Below are 14,309 nucleotides of genomic sequence, written 5' to 3'. Positions count from 1 at the left end.
ATATTTCAATAATGTTAGTCAATATCTTCGGATGTTTCATCATTTAAAATGTAAAACTAATGTAATCTAACATTATATTTCCATATGATCTTTTTAAATTTAATCTGTATTCAAAACATAAATCAATAAATCGAAATTTATTTATAGTTGAATCTAGTAATTAAATTTTACTCAGGGAAACCTGATTTATTCACTTTAAACCTAAAAAATCAAACCATGAAAAAGAATTTATTTTTTCTTTTAGTTTTAATTTTATCTGGTGCCGCTTCGTTTGCACAGATTAATCAATCTAATGTCAACCAACTTGGACTTGGAAATCAGGTTATAGTATCGCAAGTTGGATTTTTTAACATTAACGATATCTATCAGAATGGAACACTTAATGTTGCAAATGTAGATCAAAATGGCATTTTTAATGTTTCCTTATCAGAACAATTAGGAGAAGGTAATGAATATTACGCTACTCAGGCAGGAAGTAATTTTTCTAAAGCTTTTCAATTTGGTTTAAATAACCTTGCAGTTGTTTATCAGGAGGGAGCAAATACTTCTTTTATTAGTCAATTTTGGGGTTCAGAAAACAGTGCTTTTGTAAATCAGTTTGGTATTAATTATTCTAGCATTAATCAGTGGTTTAGTTATGGCGAAGTAGCTGATGTTTACCAGTATGGTTGGTTTAATCAGTCAAATGTATTCCAATTTGAAGGGATGTATGATATGGTAGAAGTAAGCCAAATTGGATTATTTAATTCTTCCAACGTTGAGCAAATGTTTACTTATGCTAATGGTGCATGGGTAAATCAATTTGGCTTTGCTAATAGCAGTTCAATATCTCAACGATACGGCGTTTATAATTATGCAACAGTTGATCAAAGAGGTATGTTTAATACAGCTATGATAGATCAAAATTGGGGAGATTCTAATAGTTCTACCATTATGCAGAAGGGGAAATTTAATTTTGCTTATAGTTTACAAGAAGGTGGCTGGATGAATAATATTAACATTAATCAGCATGGCAAGTCAAATGATGCTTATGCATTACAGTATGGCGGTTGGTTTAATACCGCAAGTATCGCTCAGCATGGCAAAGATAATTTTGCTTTCACATATCAATATGGCGGTATCGGAAATCTAGCCTCAATTAATCAGCATGGCAGAGATAATGCAGCAGAAGTTGATCAGATTTATGGTTCTTTAAATTGGGCGTTAGTATCTCAACAAGGTCGTGGAAATACTGCATTTGTTGATCAGGAGAACGGATTTTATAATACAGCTGTTGTGAATCAATTCGGATATTATAATGATGCAGAAGTAGTTCAACTAGGTGGAGAATTTAATACTGCTCAAGTGGATCAGTTTGGTGCAGGAAATGAAGCTCTTATTACACAGGTTGATGGAGCGTGGAATGACGCTTATATCGGACAAGTTGGAATGGATAATGATGCTGAAATTATGCAGGTAAGTAATTACGGTAGTGTTGCGGAAGCTTTACAAGTTGGAACTTATAATTACGCATACATTGAACAAACTAATACCGAAGCTAGTTATGCTGGTATTGGCCAGTTTGGAAATGGTAATATGGCTGCTATAGTTCAGTATGAGGTAGACAATAGTTCTGCTTTAATTATTCAGAATGGTGATTTGAATTTAGCTGTGTCTGTACAAGCTTATGGCGAGAATAATGTAGCTAATACGTATCAGGAAGGTGTACTTAATTCTTCCTATACAGAGCAATTTGGAAGTAATAACAGCGTAGATGTATATCAGTATGGTTTAGGACATAGTTCTGTTGTGACTCAATACGGTAATGGAAATTCGGCAGTAGTTATTCAATCAAATTAATTTGTTTGCAACAAAATTTTTTCTTCGATTTGATTGATTTTGAATAAACCAAACCGTCAAATTCGCGAATTTTATGCGATTTGGCGGTTTCTTTATATCACAGTAATTCATTGAAGCTCAATAATTGTTTAATATTTCTTATTTTTTTTTAGACCTCATAAAAATTAGCTGAGCTGACGATAGGATTAATCAACACATGAAGTCCATTCATGTAAAAATCAAGGCTTTTGGGACTGCTTTTTCTTAATTTAGATAAAGGATCGAAACATGTTGGAAAAGCATTTTCGTGATAGATCAGAGCTCTTAAACCTTTTATTTAGATTTTACTTTAAAATTCACTTTAAAACCTTAAAAAATTTTCAACCATGAAAAAATTATTATTTTTATTTGTGGCCGTCGTATTTGCAGCAAGTTCTGCTTTTGCGCAGGTAAACACATCCAATGTTAGCCAAACTGGTTATATGAATACCGATTTTGTAATGCAGGTCGGATTATATAATAATAGTGATATTAACCAGCTTGGACTCTTTAATATGGCTAATGTAGATCAGGATGGTTTTGCAAACTATTCAGACATTAATCAATTTTTTATAGCTAATTCTGCTGACGTTACACAGAAAGGTATTTTTAACGGATCATTAATTAATCAATTTGGTTTGTTGAATTCTGCAACTGTTGACCAATGGGGACTTCTTAATATGTCCATGATTAGTCAATTAGGAGCATTTAATAATGCTGGTGTAACTCAAATTGGATTATTTAACTACTCTACTATTAGTCAGTCTGGTTTCTTTAATTCTGCTAATGCATGGCAAGCTGGTTTAGGAAACGGTTCTTCAATCACTCAGGGGTTATTTGGAAATACTGCTCTTGTTGGCCAATTAGGTGCTTTTAATCAAAGTAATGTATGGCAAATGGGTGCATTAAGTGGTGCATATGTTGGACAGCTTGGTATAGCAAACTCTTCTACAGTTTCACAATTCCTTACTTGGGGAACAATGGCAAATGTATTACAAGTTGGTGTTAGAAATCGTTCCAATATTAGTCAAAGATTCGGTATCGGAAATACTGCAACTGTATTACAGTTTGGTTATCGCAATATGGCTAATGTTTCTCAGCTAGGCGGTTATATGAATTCTGCACTTGTGAATCAGGATGGCTTTTTAAATAGAGCAAGAACCACTCAATTAGGAGGTCAGTTCAATAATGCAACAATCACTCAGTTCTTAGGATTTAATTCTGCTGAAGCGATGCAGTTTAGAGGATATGCTAATAAATCTTATATCCTTCAAAATGGATTCTTTAATCGTGCTTATACCTTACAACGTTGGGGAGAAATGAATATGGCAACGATTGATCAAAATGGCAGCGGAAACGTAGCAAGAACAATTCAAATTGGTGGTGGTTATAATACAGCAACTACAACTCAAATAGGTGCACGTAATGCTGCATATGTTGATCAAATTGCTGAAGTAGGTGGTACTGTTGATGTTTTGCAAGATGGCTATCGTAATTTTGCTGATGTATCTCAAAAGTGGGGTTATAAAGACAAAGCTACTGTTAAGCAATATGGTGATCATCAAACTGCTTATATTTCTCAAATTAATGGAACTAGAAATCGTGCAAGAATAGTACAGTTAGATCATGGAAATACTGCAATTATTGATCAAATTGGAGGTGTTAAAAATAACGCTAAAATAAGACAGAATGGAGAACATAATTTCTCATTCGTAGGTCAATTTGGTGGTTCAATGTCTTCTGCTAGTGTTGTTCAACGAGGTGATTTCAACAGAGGTTGGGTATTTCAGTATGATCAAGATGGAAGTTCTGCTGATATCATGCAAAAAGGTGACGGTAACGTAGCTGTAATTGCACAAATGGATGGCGCAAGAAATATGGCATTCATTTCACAAACAGGTGATAACAATACTGGTTTAACTTATCAGTTTGGTGACGACAATTCATCTCATCTAGAGCAAATTGGTAATGACCATTTCGGTTTAGTTATTCAAGATGGTAATGACAATTTCTCCTTCGTTCAGCAAGGTAATGTAGGTACTTCATTTGTCGTAACTCCATAAGTAAATTAAGAATTAATTCCCGCCAATGGCGGGAATTTTTTTCCTGATAAAGATTTTAAAATGATTCTTTTATGAATTCTTCAATTGATATGCTCTGTGCAATTGTTTTTAAGTTTATAAAAGAATTTCTTTATTGTATTTTGATCTCATTTTAGATTTGTATCAGGACATTTGTTTACATCGTAATTTTATTATTAATAAGCAATTAAATTTTTAATAGAAATCGATTTGCATTTGTTGATTAGTTCTGACTTATGGATGTTGATAAAATCGCAGAGTATTCAAGATTATATAGTCTTTTAATTTTAATTGATGTTTTATTTTTTTGAGAATTAACTTTGCATTCAACAATTCTTCAAATATTCGCCATTATATTGGTGATGTTAATTCATTGCAACAAAAAATTATTGGGAATAATAAGAGCTTTGAAAATTAAAGTTGGAGCAAAAAGATTACAATGAATACTGCTTATCGTAGAAGATATGCTATATTTTAAATAAATTGAAAATCACGATATAATAAAGAGTGGTTTGTGAATACGGAGCAGGTTTAAATTGTTAGGGATGTCCTTTAGGGCATCCCTTTTGTTTTTAAGGTATTTTATAGTAATTACATTTTTTTTTAATGTATTTATAATATTTTAACGTAATAGTGATTGATTTTAAGTTAAATATTAAATACATTTATAAGGAAATCAAAATCACATGTAAATGATTATTAAACACCTGATCATTTTGTATTCCTTCCTACTTATAGGAGTTAGTCAAACAAACCTTTTGGATGGTAAGCAAATAAAAGCCTGGATTGAAATGGAAGGCGAAGTGAGTAATTTAACACTTACGGCAAAATTACAAAATTTAGGGAGTAAGCTTATAAACCTTGATTATATTCTGAAAACTGAAAAGAATGGTCGATCCGGGCATTCGTCAACAATACAAAAAGGGAAGGTAATATCAGAGAAATTAACGATTTTATCATTATCTGAATCTAGAGTAAATCTTTTGCGTAATGATAATCTCATTGTCAGCTTGAAGGTTTATCACAATAACTTGTTGATTGCTCAAGATTCGGTTGTTTTACATGGAGATAATCATTAAATTAAGAAAAATTAAAATTGCAGCTAGTTTATGAGAAAATTCTACTTACTCTTCAGATTTTTATTCTTGATGACTATATTTTCTTTGGTTTTTTCGTGTAATGAGAACACCATCGATCCAGATCAATTTGGCTCTATTAGCGGAACGGTCAAAACTTCCGATGGAAATCTTCCTATGGAAGGAGTTGCGATTTCCACAAGTCCTGGTTCCAAGTCTGTTACTACGGATGTTGATGGGCATTTTAATCTTGGCGAAGTACTGGTTGGGGATTATTCTGTTACAGCTAAAAAGGAAGATTATACTTCGGAAAATGTTAGTATTAAAGTTCTTGTAGGACAAGCACTGGTTATGGATATTGTGATGCAGGTAGCACCACCTGAATTTGCAGCACCTGAAGAGCCTGTTTATATAACACCTTTAAATGCGACTGTTGATCTAGCTACAAGTACAGAATTGGTATGGAATGCCGGAGAGACAGAAACCGGTGATACTTTGCGTTATGATGTAATCATATTTGAAGGAGGTGATGATTTTGAGGGAACTAAAGTGGCATCTAATATTCTTGATACGACTTATACTGTTTCTGGTCTTAAATTTGAGACACCATATCAATGGAAGATTGTGGCGCGTAACCGAAGTTTGGATGAAACTGAAGGGCGATTATGGAAATTTAAAACAGAAAAATACCCGAGTAACCCTTTCTTTTTCGTTAAGGATACACTTGGTAGTAAAGATATTTATTCATGGGATTTAGCAGAGAATCATCTTATTAGATTAACGGATGATGGTGGTAGTGAAGTTTCCCCTAGGATTTCTCCGAATGAAGAGCTCTTGGCTTTTTCATCAAATGTAACTGGAAAGTATCAAATATATACGATGGATCTGAAAGGCAATAATGTGACTAAGGTTACAGATCTTCCTATTGCAGGATATCAGAATAATGGTTCTGGTTTTTCCTGGTCGCCAGATGGAAGTCAAATTGCTTATGCAAACTATAGTAATCTTTATAAAATTAATTATAATGGTACAGGATTACAGTCTATTGCAAAAGCACCAGTTAATCGTCAATTTAAATCTTGTGAATGGAGTGGGCATTTTAAAAATAGAAGTCAGGAGAAAATTGTAGCGCTAACGCAAGGAGAATTACCATACGATAATGAGATATATTTGATGGACCCGGATAGTTCTAATATGACTCTTTTAGTGGATAATCTACCTGGAACTTTATCAAATCCTCACTTTACCATTACTGGAGATAAGGTTATTTTCTCCTTGGATTCTTTGTATGAAGATGATCAAGGTCAACAATTTAATGCTAAAATATATAGTATTGATGTTGACGGGTCAAATTTAACGGATCTATCAGAAGACAATAAGGAAGCTGGTACAAATGATTTACAGGCTGTATTCTCACAGACAGGTGGTAAAATTATTTTTATGAATGTTGCTAATGATGGGGATGGAACAAAAAATATTTGGACGATGGATACTGATGGACAGAATCGCGAGGAAATTATTAAAAATGCAGAAATGCCAGAATGGATTAATCCCAAATAATTATATCGTGAATTTTTATTCTTGATACTTAAAAGCATAAAAAAAGGTGTCCTTTTGAGACACCCTTTTTTAATCGATAATGGCTTAGAATCTTCTTTCTTTAATTCTAGCTTTTTTACCAGTAAGACCTCTAAGATAGAATATTCTTGCTCTTCTAACACGGCCTCTTTTGTTTACTTCAATTTTTTCAATGAATGGAGAAAATAATGGGATAATTCTTTCCACACCAACATTACCAGACATTTTTCTAATTGTGAAAGTTTTAGTTAATCCAGAACCTTTAATCTGAATCACAACACCTCTAAAAATCTGAATTCTTTCTTTATTTCCCTCTTTAATCTTATAGGAAACACTAACTGTATCACCTGAATTAAATTCAGGAACATCTACTCCGGTAGCAAAAGCTTCTTCCGCAATTTTAATTAAATTCATTGTATTATTTATTAAGGTTTACGAGCGCAATGTAAACATATTTAGCTATTTCCATGTCAGAGATTACGCACGAATTCGCCGCAAAATTAGCAAAAAAATCTAAGTAGTGAACTTTTTTATTTGATTTTTTGAAATAAAAGAATTTAAAGAAGAGAGAAATAATTGAAAAAAAAGGGAGCTCCAAAGCTCCCTAATATTTTATTGGTTATTTATTTCATTTTCTTAATGACTCATTTCACCTTTTACCTTTAATTTATCACCAGTTGTTTTCACGATGGTTTTGTAAAATTCTTTGCTATAACCAGGTTGATCCAATTTAGGATTTTGTTTGTTACCATCCTTTGCCTTAACATTTCCATCCATAAATTCAGCGAACAAATCTCCGTAAAATCCTCTCCATTCGCGAACTAGATTATTTCCTTGATTGCAAGAAAAATCAGTTAAAAATTCAACTGCAGCATCAGGATTTTCCTTAAACATACCTTCAGCAGCAAGATCAATTATTTTAGTGAAAGAATAATATTTTTTCTCCAGTGCTTTTTGTTTTTTAGCTATTACCGGATGTATAAGATTATATCTTGTGTAAGCAAAATTACTTACTTGATTGAATATCCAGAATGCCGATTTGTTAGTGAAATCCATTATTTTTCCATTTCCTACTGCAAATGATTCTGGTACGCGATTGCTTCCGCAGTACATCGGAAAATAAACCGATGAAGCAGCATCATCTACTCCAAACCAATTGATTCCGCCAACTGCATTTGGTAACCAATTCCGACTTTGGGCAACAAAAGAAAATCCTGTTTGTTGTGTAGCTGTTGCTCGTTCATTACAATATGCTACTCCATCAACCTTCCATGTTAAAGGTCTCCATCTATATGGATTACCATAAGGTCCTGCTCCCATATCTTTAGACATATCAAGTTCCGTTCCTTCAAGGTGATTTCTCATAAAGTCCATCACATCCAAGACATTGATTTTCTTGTCTGGTTTAACCCATAAAGGCATCCTATTAGTAGCATAACCTTTACTGTCGTGCTCAATATTACCTTTGCAATAGTCAAAATATTTATCCATTCCCTCTTTTACACTATTGAAAAAGGACCATACTCTGATTTCACAAAATCTGGCACCACCAAAATCAACAGGAGCGTAGGAATCAGAAAAACTAAAATCTTTATTTTTACCTTCTTTTGGGTAATATCCTTTTTCTTTTGCGAATGAAATAACATCTTTAGCATACACATTCGTCACTTCAGGATTGAAGATTTTATCCATTTTATCAGAAGAGATAGAATTTTTACCTTCTAAAGGGAAGTTGGTAATTCTTGCTTGGTTCGCATGTCCGCTTACATAACCATCAGGTATCATTCTTGCAACCCAAACTGCACCTTTTTCACCATTACCTTTACCGATCATTTCTAAAATCCAAACTTCATTAGCATCTGAGATTGAAAATGATTCACCAGAACTATAATATCCGTAGGTTTCAACAAGATCTGTCATTACCTTAATAGCTTCACGAGCAGACTTAGAACGTTCGAGCGCTAAATAAATCAAGCTACCATAATCAATAATGGCACCTTCTTGGGATCCTAACTCATGTCTTCCTCCATAGGTGGTTTCTCCTATGGCCACTTGATTCTCATTCATATTTCCGATAACAGAGTAAGTATGAGCAACCTGATGGATTTTACCTAAATATTTACCGGTATCCCATTCATAGACGTCAACCATGGTACCTTCAGCCCAATCAGCTGCTGGACGAAAATAAAGCTCTCCATATAACACATGCGAATCTGCAGCATAGCTAATCATATTCGAACCATCAGTTGAAGCACCACGAGTAATTAAATAATTTGTACACGCATCCGAATTCAGAGCTGAAAATACCGATACTACCATAAGAACAGCAGCAGCGAAATAATTTTTTTTCATGTTATTACAATTTAAATGTTAATACCATCCCGATTAAGGTCGGTTGGAATTGCCATATGAATATTACTAAACTTGAGTTATATTTGATGGCGTGTTTCTTGTTTAATATATATACGAACCAGCTAATTCAAGCAGGTTTTGTAATCATTACGGGCAAAAATAGGAAAAAATACCATAGCTAAAGATGATAAATGTCCTTATTTATAGAAGTGTTACTATATAAAATAAGGAAATGTAGTAGTATGTATAGATGCTTTTGATTACCAATAAAAATTACTTGTAAAGTCACTTTTATTACCCACAAAATCGATAATTGTAAGTTTAATTTGATGATTGCCTCTCTTTAATCTTCTAATGTCAAAATAATACTGCAAACGATTATTTTTTTTATCATACTCAAATAAAACCCATTTCCCATCTATAAAACCATTATAGGACTTTATTCCGGCAAGCTCATCTTTTATAATGAAATCTATATGCTTATTTTTTGAGTAATTCTTTTTCTTCAACCCATTCGATAATTTTATAGATGGAGCAATCGTATCTATTGTAACTGCAAAATCACCAAAGTATCTGGTTTTTGTTTTAACCCAACCATCAATATAAACACCTCCTTCATTAACTAATTCATCTTTTTTATTAATTCTGACGATCAGTAGTTTATTAAATAGTGATTTTCTGCTGAATGGGGTTTTTATGGATAGTGTATAGTAGCGATGAACTGCAGTGAGTTCATTATGAATAGAATGAATAGGAGATAAAAAACTTATATCTTTTCTTGTAGAATAATCAAAATTAATATTAGAATAGAAGCTATTTATTGGAAAGCTGGCCTTGATCTGTGAATTTGAAAATGAATTGGGATTTTCGTAGTTCATTATCTTTGTGAACTCTGCTTTGGGGAAAGCTTTATGTATCGAAAATCCTTCTGCATGAAAACTAAGTTTGGATTGATTGTTTTTATTGTCAGAGGCAATTAATGTTATTTTATATTTTACCTCTTTTTTAAATTGAAAAATACCATTGTTTTTAACTGTCTGATAGATGTCTAATTTATTATTTGGTTCTCTAAAAGTTTTATAGATTCTCCTATTCTCAGAAATATTCAAACCATAATCTATTAAGCTGTTGATATATCTGGTTTCATCAAAGGAGAATTCATCAAATTGATATTTAGTGATTAAAGAATCGTTAATTTTTAATTGCAGTTTATAGATGCCACACTTCCCCCATGTATTATCCAAATAATCATAGCACTGAATGGCAAAACCTATTTTCCCTGATAATTTAATGGCTGGATCTCCTTTTAGATGAAATGCATTATTGTAAAAAGTGACAGGGAATTTAAGTCGGGAATTATTCCCGTTTACACTACTTAACGAATCTTTAGGGTAAATATATAAATTGAATATTTTGGGTGGAGTAGTATCTTTTATTTTGAATCCAAAAAGCAATGGATTTAAAGGATGTTCGGATTTTGTTTCTCTAATTTCGAAGTGGAGATGTGGACCACCAGAGGTACCAGAATTTCCTGAATAGGCAATAATATTTCCTTTTTCTACTACGAATTGATTTTTGGCTAAATTAAGATCTACTGCAAAAGATTTTTTGTGAGATTGATATGTTTTTATAAAGGCTTCAATTTCAGGGTTAAATCTACTTAGATGAGCATAAACGGTTGTATAGCCATTAGGGTGATCAATATAAAGAGCCTTCCCATAACCAGTTGCAGAAACTTTTATTCTACTAACATAACCATCTGCTGCTGCGTAAACTTTTTTCCCAGTAGTAAATGTTCTAATATCAATACCAGAATGAAAGTGATTATTTCGAAGTTCTCCAAAATTACCAGCGAGAGTCATTGTGAAGTCAACTGGAGCTCGAAAATAATTAATGGGAATTTCCTTTTTTTCGGCAAATAGAACAAATGGATTTAAAATAAATAGAATTAAAGAGAGAATTATTATGTTTGAATTAGAATACTTCATGCTTTGTGCCTGTTATTTATTAGATTAGGAGTTTAAATTACAAAAAAAATAATTTTTTTCGGAGAAAGTCTGCAAAATACAAACTAATATATTTGATTATCTTCTCAGCAATGTTAATTTTGTAAAAGAAATTTTTAGTGATGGTTCAGGAATCAAGCGAAATAATAATCAGTTTAAAAAATAGGATAACCGAACTTATTTCGTTATATCAAAAATCTAAGGAGGAGAAGGAATCTTTAATTCATGAAAAAATTGAGCTCATGGAACAGATTGAATCTTTGAATAGGATAAATGAGGAGCTGAATCATCAATACAATACGTTAAAGCTTGCCAAAACATTAGCTGCGAACAGTGATGATTCGCACCAGGCAAAGCTCAAGATTAACCGAATTGTGCGGGAGATTGATAAATGTATTGCACTTTTAAACAGATAATATTTGTTTATGGATAATAAACTTTCAATAAAAGTTAATGTTGCAGATCGTTATTATCCGCTAAATATTGATCGTGATCAAGAGGAGGTAATTCGTAAGGCTGCCAAGATGATTAACGAGAAAGTATTGCAATACAAACAAAGATATAAAGATAAAGACACTCAGGATTTTTTAGCAATGGCTTCTTTACAATTTGTCATTAAAGTTATTGAATCGGAGAGCAAAGCTGATGTTTCACCTATTATTGAGGAACTGGCAACGATAGAGAAGGAGCTGAATGAATTTCTTGAGAAGGAGAACTAATCTTTATTTAAATTTTTAAAAAGTAACCCGCATTATTTCTTGAACTTGTAATTATTACAAAGGTTTTAATTGAATTGTTTCAATATCAATTAATAAACCTGTGATAATTTTTATGAGGAAGAGTGGTGATGCGGGTTATCTTATATATAACTAGTATTGACTTAATATTCTAAAATATGATTGAAATAATAATAGGATCCATTGCTTTTATTGGCGGCGGTATTATATCGTACTTTGTTATCCAAAAAGCTCTTAAAACAAAGAGGGAGGCAATGATAAAGGAAGCTCAAATTGAAGCTGAGGTGATTAGAAAAGATAAAATTCTTCAGGCAAAGGAGAAATTTTTACAATTAAAGACGGAACATGAAAAACAAATCAATTCCAGAAATAATAAATTATTAGCTTCTGAGAATAAATTTAAACAAAAGGAGAATACCTTAGCACAGCGTATTGACGATTTCCAGCGTAAGAAAAAGGAAGTAGATGCAATTCGTGAAAATTTGAGCATTCAAATTGATTTAGTGGATAAGAAATCATTGGAATTGGAGAAATCTAAGAAGCAACAGATTGAACAATTGGAGAAAATTTCTGGCTTATCTGCTGAAGATGCAAAAAGTCAATTAATAGATTCATTGAAAGAAGAGGCAAAAACTGAAGCCATGTCTTATGTGAATGAAATAATGGAAGAGGCTAAGATGAGTGCCAATATGGAAGCTAAAAAAGTGGTAGTAAAAACTATCCAGCGAGTAGCTACCGAAACGGCAATTGAAAATTCGGTAACCATTTTCCATATCGAGTCGGATGAAATTAAAGGAAGAATTATTGGTAGGGAAGGTAGAAATATTCGGGCTCTGGAAGCCGCAACAGGAATTGAAATTATTGTAGACGATACGCCAGAAGCTATCGTTCTTTCGGGGTTTGATCCGGTACGCAGAGAGATCGCTCGATTAGCACTTCATCAATTAGTAACAGATGGTAGAATTCACCCTGCTCGTATTGAAGAGGTTGTAAATAAAGTTCGCAAACAAATTGAAGAAGAGATTATTGAAACTGGTAAACGTACTACTATAGACTTGGGGATTCATGGTTTGCATCCAGAGCTAATTCGTTTAATTGGTAAAATGAAGTATCGTTCTTCTTATGGACAGAATTTATTACAACATTCTCGGGAGACTGCCAATTTATGTGCTATAATGGCTACGGAACTCGGATTGAATGCGAAAAGAGCCAAAAGAGCTGGATTGTTGCATGATATAGGTAAAGTACCTGATGATGAGCCAGAATTGCCACATGCAATATTAGGAATGAAGCTAGCAGAGAAGTTTAAGGAAAAACCGGATATTTGTAATGCAATTGGAGCTCATCATGACGAAATTGAGATGACATCCATGATTTCTCCAATTATTCAGGCTTGTGATGCGATTTCTGGAGCACGGCCTGGAGCACGACGTGAAATCGTTGAATCTTATATTAAGCGCTTAAAAGATCTTGAAAATTTAGCCTTGTCACATCCTGGAGTTCTTAAAACTTATGCCATACAAGCTGGTAGAGAACTTAGGGTAATTGTAGGTAGTGATAAAGTATCTGATAAAGAAGCTGAAACAATTTCATTGGAAATAGCACAGAAAATTCAGGATGAAATGACTTATCCTGGTCAAGTTAAAATTACAGTGATTCGCGAAACTCGTGCTATTAATTACGCAAAATAAATTTTAATCGAATTAATAAAAGAAGCCCAATTCTTGTTAGAGTTGGGCTTTTACTTTAGATCGATTTGTATAATTCTTTAAAATTAGGAAGATAACTGTTGAGTTTAAGCTTTTTGTAGACACTAATTTCATGCTTAACTAATCTTTTAATAAGACTTGGATTGGAAGTTGGCTCAAAGTATCTGGGACGATTTTCTATATTTTTATTAAGCATTATCGATTCTAGTTCTTTACGGCCAAAAATATTTCCTTTGTCAATTGGGTTGATATAAAAAAGAATATCTGGAGAATTGTTGTCCTCATTATTTTTTTTATCAATATAGCAAAGTAGAACACTATCTGGTAAATGAATACCATAAATTGGAATATCCAATTCTTGTGCGATTCCCGCATATATAATTGCTAAAATAATATAGTTCCCTTGTTTTTGAGCTAATACAGTGCTAATATCGCCATCCCAATTTGTTGGTTTTGTAGGGGATAAAGGTTGGTAGTTATGAATGTTGTAAAAGAAATGATTTAAGACTTTTACTTTTTCTAATGCAGTTAACTGATCGTTTATTTCCAACCTAACATCTTGCTTTATTTTCTGGATTACCTTTAAAATAGGATCGATAAGCAAGTTTGGATTATAGCTTTTATTCACTAGAATAGCACCATCAATTAACTTTGGGGCATTCGTTTTTCCCCAGGCAATAATCTCTTTTTTAACGTGTGTAAATTGAATTTTGTTAATTATTAGTTCAATTCTTTCTTGAAATAAAGAATTTTTAGATTCCAACCACGCATCTTCAAGTTGTGGTATAATTGAGATGGGAAACTCAATTAGCTCTTTTTCAACTTCTTGTAATATTTCCAGATTAGGATCATCAACAAGAGATAGAAGCGCATTTAGTTTGTTCTTATTCATAACTTTACGTTTTGACCTTTC

The 14,309-nt window shown here is 32.8% G+C and carries 11 protein-coding genes; 7 read left to right on the top strand and 4 right to left on the bottom strand.

Features of this window, described 5'->3' with window-relative positions:
* Positions 1-216: 216 nt before the first annotated feature.
* The 4 genes from DLK05_RS01350 (at position 217) to DLK05_RS01335 (ending at position 6,574) form a co-directional block, all read left to right on the top strand.
* Positions 217-1,839, top strand: coding sequence for a hypothetical protein (locus DLK05_RS01350; protein WP_127342174.1), 1,623 nt, complete (start codon positions 217-219; stop codon positions 1,837-1,839).
* Positions 1,840-2,204: 365 nt separating this feature from the next.
* Positions 2,205-3,920, top strand: a complete 1,716-nt coding sequence (locus DLK05_RS01345; protein WP_127342173.1) for a hypothetical protein — start codon at positions 2,205-2,207, stop codon at positions 3,918-3,920.
* A gap of 710 nt (positions 3,921-4,630) precedes the next feature.
* Complete coding sequence (locus DLK05_RS01340; RefSeq protein ID WP_127342172.1) at positions 4,631-5,017, top strand: hypothetical protein; 387 nt, start codon at positions 4,631-4,633, stop codon at positions 5,015-5,017.
* Positions 5,018-5,047: 30 nt separating this feature from the next.
* On the top strand, positions 5,048-6,574 hold the full coding sequence (locus DLK05_RS01335) for a carboxypeptidase regulatory-like domain-containing protein (RefSeq protein ID WP_127342171.1): 1,527 nt from the start codon (positions 5,048-5,050) through the stop codon (positions 6,572-6,574).
* Positions 6,575-6,658: 84 nt separating this feature from the next.
* Here the strand turns inward: DLK05_RS01335 and rplS are convergent, their stop codons facing one another.
* The 3 genes from rplS to DLK05_RS01320 all read right to left on the bottom strand — a co-directional run bounded on the left by rplS (position 6,659) and on the right by DLK05_RS01320 (position 10,932).
* Complete coding sequence (rplS, locus tag DLK05_RS01330) at positions 6,659-7,006, bottom strand: 50S ribosomal protein L19 (RefSeq protein WP_127342170.1); 348 nt, start codon at positions 7,004-7,006, stop codon at positions 6,659-6,661.
* Between the two features lie 222 nt (positions 7,007-7,228).
* Complete coding sequence (locus DLK05_RS01325) at positions 7,229-8,944, bottom strand: dipeptidase (protein WP_127342169.1); 1,716 nt, start codon at positions 8,942-8,944, stop codon at positions 7,229-7,231.
* A gap of 260 nt (positions 8,945-9,204) precedes the next feature.
* Positions 9,205-10,932 (bottom strand): M23 family metallopeptidase, encoded by a 1,728-nt coding sequence (locus tag DLK05_RS01320; protein WP_127342168.1) that lies wholly within the window; start codon positions 10,930-10,932, stop codon positions 9,205-9,207.
* A 140-nt stretch (positions 10,933-11,072) separates the two neighbouring features.
* On the opposite strand from DLK05_RS01320, the gene DLK05_RS17380 reads away from it, so the two are divergent.
* The 3 genes from DLK05_RS17380 to rny all read left to right on the top strand — a co-directional run bounded on the left by DLK05_RS17380 (position 11,073) and on the right by rny (position 13,378).
* Complete coding sequence (locus tag DLK05_RS17380; protein WP_148114099.1) at positions 11,073-11,366, top strand: coiled-coil domain-containing protein; 294 nt, start codon at positions 11,073-11,075, stop codon at positions 11,364-11,366.
* Between the two features lie 9 nt (positions 11,367-11,375).
* The gene (locus DLK05_RS01315) at positions 11,376-11,669 is read left to right on the top strand and encodes a cell division protein ZapA (protein ID WP_127342167.1); all 294 of its coding nucleotides are present in this window, start codon (positions 11,376-11,378) and stop codon (positions 11,667-11,669) included.
* Between the two features lie 176 nt (positions 11,670-11,845).
* On the top strand, positions 11,846-13,378 hold the full coding sequence (gene rny / locus DLK05_RS01310) for a ribonuclease Y (protein ID WP_127342166.1): 1,533 nt from the start codon (positions 11,846-11,848) through the stop codon (positions 13,376-13,378).
* Positions 13,379-13,433: 55 nt separating this feature from the next.
* Here the strand turns inward: rny and DLK05_RS01305 are convergent, their stop codons facing one another.
* Positions 13,434-14,288, bottom strand: a complete 855-nt coding sequence (locus tag DLK05_RS01305) for a transglutaminase family protein (protein ID WP_127342165.1) — start codon at positions 14,286-14,288, stop codon at positions 13,434-13,436.
* Between the last annotated feature and the right edge of the window lie 21 nt (positions 14,289-14,309).

The organism is Ancylomarina longa (assembly GCF_003996985.1).
GTDB classification, from domain to species: domain Bacteria; phylum Bacteroidota; class Bacteroidia; order Bacteroidales; family Marinifilaceae; genus Ancylomarina_A; species Ancylomarina_A longa.
This window is presented reverse-complemented; position numbering and strand designations above follow the sequence as displayed.

Bases quoted from the DNA above. Each gene is read 5' to 3' on its own strand.
- DLK05_RS01350 (WP_127342174.1), top strand. From the start codon at position 217: ATGAAAAAGAATTTATTTTTTCTTTTAGTTTTAATTTTATCTGGTGCC.
- DLK05_RS01345 (WP_127342173.1), top strand. From the start codon at position 2,205: ATGAAAAAATTATTATTTTTATTTGTGGCCGTCGTATTTGCAGCAAGT.
- DLK05_RS01340 (WP_127342172.1), top strand. From the start codon at position 4,631: ATGATTATTAAACACCTGATCATTTTGTATTCCTTCCTACTTATAGGA.
- DLK05_RS01335 (WP_127342171.1), top strand. From the start codon at position 5,048: ATGAGAAAATTCTACTTACTCTTCAGATTTTTATTCTTGATGACTATA.
- rplS (WP_127342170.1), bottom strand. From the start codon at position 7,006: ATGAATTTAATTAAAATTGCGGAAGAAGCTTTTGCTACCGGAGTAGAT.
- DLK05_RS01325 (WP_127342169.1), bottom strand. From the start codon at position 8,944: ATGAAAAAAAATTATTTCGCTGCTGCTGTTCTTATGGTAGTATCGGTA.
- DLK05_RS01320 (WP_127342168.1), bottom strand. From the start codon at position 10,932: ATGAAGTATTCTAATTCAAACATAATAATTCTCTCTTTAATTCTATTT.
- DLK05_RS17380 (WP_148114099.1), top strand. From the start codon at position 11,073: ATGGTTCAGGAATCAAGCGAAATAATAATCAGTTTAAAAAATAGGATA.
- DLK05_RS01315 (WP_127342167.1), top strand. From the start codon at position 11,376: ATGGATAATAAACTTTCAATAAAAGTTAATGTTGCAGATCGTTATTAT.
- rny (WP_127342166.1), top strand. From the start codon at position 11,846: ATGATTGAAATAATAATAGGATCCATTGCTTTTATTGGCGGCGGTATT.
- DLK05_RS01305 (WP_127342165.1), bottom strand. From the start codon at position 14,288: ATGAATAAGAACAAACTAAATGCGCTTCTATCTCTTGTTGATGATCCT.